The following is a 2,981-nucleotide window of genomic DNA, read 5'->3' on the forward strand; positions in this document are numbered from 1 at the left end:
GTAAGATTATTAACACTTTTAATATATATTAAAAGTGTTAATCGTTAGGAGCTGTGCGATGGCTGTTCAAAAGTTCACTCACTCTACTGTAATGGATAATGGTACTGAATCGTTTCTTTCTCCGGTGAACTCTATAAAGTATGCTTCACCTATTCATTTCCATGATTTTTACGAGTTCTTCTTAATAATAAAGGGTAGTGCAATTCATGTTGTAAATAATGAGAGACAGCCAATAGCAGAAGGTACCCTTGTGTTTATAAGACCTTCAGATGTGCACTATTATGAATATGCGGAAAATCAGGAATGCGAGTTTATTAATGTTTGCTTTACAAAACGAGTTGTCAGCAACACATTAAAGTTTTTAGGAGAAGCTTATTCTAATGATTATCTTATATCTCCCTTGCTTCCCCCATGTATCAACTTGTCTCCCCTTGAAAAAGACCATTTGGTCCATAGGCTGGAAAATGTTTATATTCTAAGCAAGGGAGATATGAACAGGAGGAAAATTCTTTTAAGGGGGGTTCTGGTAGAAGTACTGCTCAACTATTTCAGCCAGCTTCATAATTCCCAGAAAAGCGATATACCAAAATGGGTGGAATCTCTTTTGTCAGAGATGCAAAAAAAAAGAAAACTTTACTAGAGGGCTTTACGCCATGTATCAATTGTCCCAAAAAAAGCCCCGGGTATTTAAACAGTTTCTAAACATGACACCTACAGAGTATATAAATAACCTTCGTCTTAAATATGCCAAACATTTGCTACTGACAACCAAAATAAGTGTAATTGATATTTCTCTAGAAGCAGGATTTGACAACCTAAGCCACTTTTATCACCTTTTTAAAGAGCAAATGAAAACACCCCCGACCCAGCTTAGACATAACAAAATCACCAAGTAATTTTGTTACATTGATCGTTGTCATGGGAAATTATGATGTAGGAGCCCGGGCAGGCCCATATACTTTGGTCATTGGCACATTACACAACACAGCATTTTCAAGAATTCTTCCCCTTGAATTACATACTTCCTCCATTATTGCAAAAACCTGCATTGACAATGATACCATATTATTGGTTTGTACAATGACAGCTGCGGGCACTTGTAATATCTTGTCCGCCCGGGAGGTTTCCGTAATGGTTCTCTTACTCAGGTTTTCTTTAAAGGTGCCATAATCAATCCAAAACAGTCTGTCTTCCCCGTCTATCCTGACTTTATTATTAATGTCCAAGCTTATAACCTCACCGGCATTGGGGTTAATAAGTTTAAACTCCAAAACCGAAAGGGCATTAGCATCTTTTATAGAATCTCCTGCCTTAAGGTACCATCTTCCCTTTTCATTTATATTTAAACCCTTTGCATCAATTAGGTCGGTAAAATCCAAAACAAATGTTCCTCTTACTTCCTCCTTTGTTCCGTTAAAGCTCATTTCCCCTCCATTCCCCGAAAGCATTAAGCTGTTTAACGTTTTATCAGGTTTGCTCTTTCCTGTATCTGAATACCCTAACGAAAAAGTCATTTGATTTCTTTTTGAATGGCTGATTGTGATCTCTGCCAGAAGCTTTGGCTTATAATGGTTTTTAGCTGTAATCCATGTGGCCTGGGCTCCTAAGATAGCTTGGTTTCTATTTTCCTTAGGCCCATCACTCAATGATGAAACCTTTCTTAATGCATCATAGGCAATCCATGAAAAGCCCTCATCTTCCCATCCAGTACCCCAAGAATTCGCCACCCTTAAGGCCCCTTTTTCTCCAGCTTCCACAATTCCGTTATTATTTATATCAACCCATAAGTTATCATTATACCCCACTATAGTCATAGCATGGGGCCCATATCTGCCGTCTGCCCAAAAGCATATTCTGGAACCTTCAAATTCATCATCCAGAGGGCTTGAAGGATCATCCTTAACCCAAGAGCACTTCCAACTATCCAGCCCTGTTGTAAAATTGAGTACATATCCATTTGTAAGCAGCAATTTTAGATTATAAAGCCCGAAATCGGTATCAATATCCTTTATTACACCAATCTTGTCCGCCTTATAACTTAATGCTTTAATCCATGTGTCTTTATCCACCGACCACTTGATATAGTCTGAGTTATATGGTACATCCTCCCATGTGGCAGCACCAATTTCTTTCAAAGCCTTATAAACACCATAAATAGATGCTCCCTCATCCTTGCCGTCATTAACCATATTGTATGTCCATTTAGGGGAAAACTTATTAGAATTGTCAGAGCTGTCTTTTACATTCCAACCCTTTGCCAGGGCTGTCATATGTGTCATTGAGTAGTATGTGCTGGAAAAACTAGCACATGATCCGAGAGGTTTCTGATCTCTTATGGGTGGAAAATAATCAAGCTTGCTGTTATCAACAGATAAAGGCAAATCATCTACGTGTATTGGTAAATCTAATATACTGATTTTATTTGGCGATGAACCCTCATACTTTTCCAATAGTATATTGTGTCCATTAGGCTCTACTTCCTGGCCGATATTCACAGCTAATGCCTTATCCAATAAACCCTTTTTTGTATCCTTTCTTCTCTCGTTAATCCTATCAACGGCTAACTCATTAAGGTTTATCTGCCTTGTAACAATTACATTTCTTTTGGCCCAGTTTTTTTCGATATCGCTAGTTTCCCTTAAGCCATTCTTAATATAACCTTCTTCACCAATCTGCGAAAATACTATGATATAGGAATTCAAATATGCAGCCGCGGTTACCATAAAAATCATAACCCCAACCTGAATATAGCAAAGTTTATTAGACATGAAAAGTACCCCCCTAAACTAACAGCTCCAGAACAAAATCAGATTTGTCCTAGATAATTGTCATGGGAAATTATAATCTCCCAGATATAAATATCTTCTATCTCTTATATATGGATTTAGCGTCTAATTTTATTATACTTACTGGATACCCATTTATATATAGGACTATTGGACCATTTACTTTTTATCATTGTAAAATATTTTTATTTAATA

General features: G+C 37.2%; 3 protein-coding genes. 2 read left to right on the forward strand and 1 reads right to left on the reverse strand.

Annotated features, from left to right (window positions below; genetic code table 11):
• The first annotated feature begins 58 nt into the window (after positions 1-58).
• Together VIO64_RS07145 and VIO64_RS23065 are read left to right on the forward strand one after the other, a co-directional pair.
• Positions 59-640 (forward strand): AraC family ligand binding domain-containing protein, encoded by a 582-nt coding sequence (locus VIO64_RS07145; protein WP_331916609.1) that lies wholly within the window; start codon positions 59-61, stop codon positions 638-640.
• Positions 641-653: 13 nt separating this feature from the next.
• On the forward strand, positions 654-896 hold the full coding sequence (locus VIO64_RS23065) for a helix-turn-helix domain-containing protein (protein WP_414705244.1): 243 nt from the start codon (positions 654-656) through the stop codon (positions 894-896).
• Positions 897-926: 30 nt separating this feature from the next.
• Here VIO64_RS23065 and VIO64_RS07150 read toward each other — a convergent pair whose 3' ends face one another.
• Entirely contained in the window at positions 927-2,768 is a 1,842-nt protein-coding gene (locus VIO64_RS07150) for a C1 family peptidase (protein ID WP_331916611.1), read from the reverse strand.
• Between the last annotated feature and the right edge of the window lie 213 nt (positions 2,769-2,981).

The sequence above is a fragment of the Pseudobacteroides sp. genome, from assembly GCF_036567765.1.
Lineage (GTDB): Bacteria > Bacillota > Clostridia > Acetivibrionales > DSM-2933 > Pseudobacteroides.

Coding starts and splice junctions, on each gene's coding strand:
- VIO64_RS07145 (WP_331916609.1), top strand. CDS start 59: ATGGCTGTTCAAAAGTTCACTCACTCTACTGTAATGGATAATGGTACT.
- VIO64_RS23065 (WP_414705244.1), top strand. CDS start 654: ATGTATCAATTGTCCCAAAAAAAGCCCCGGGTATTTAAACAGTTTCTA.
- VIO64_RS07150 (WP_331916611.1), bottom strand. CDS start 2,768: ATGTCTAATAAACTTTGCTATATTCAGGTTGGGGTTATGATTTTTATG.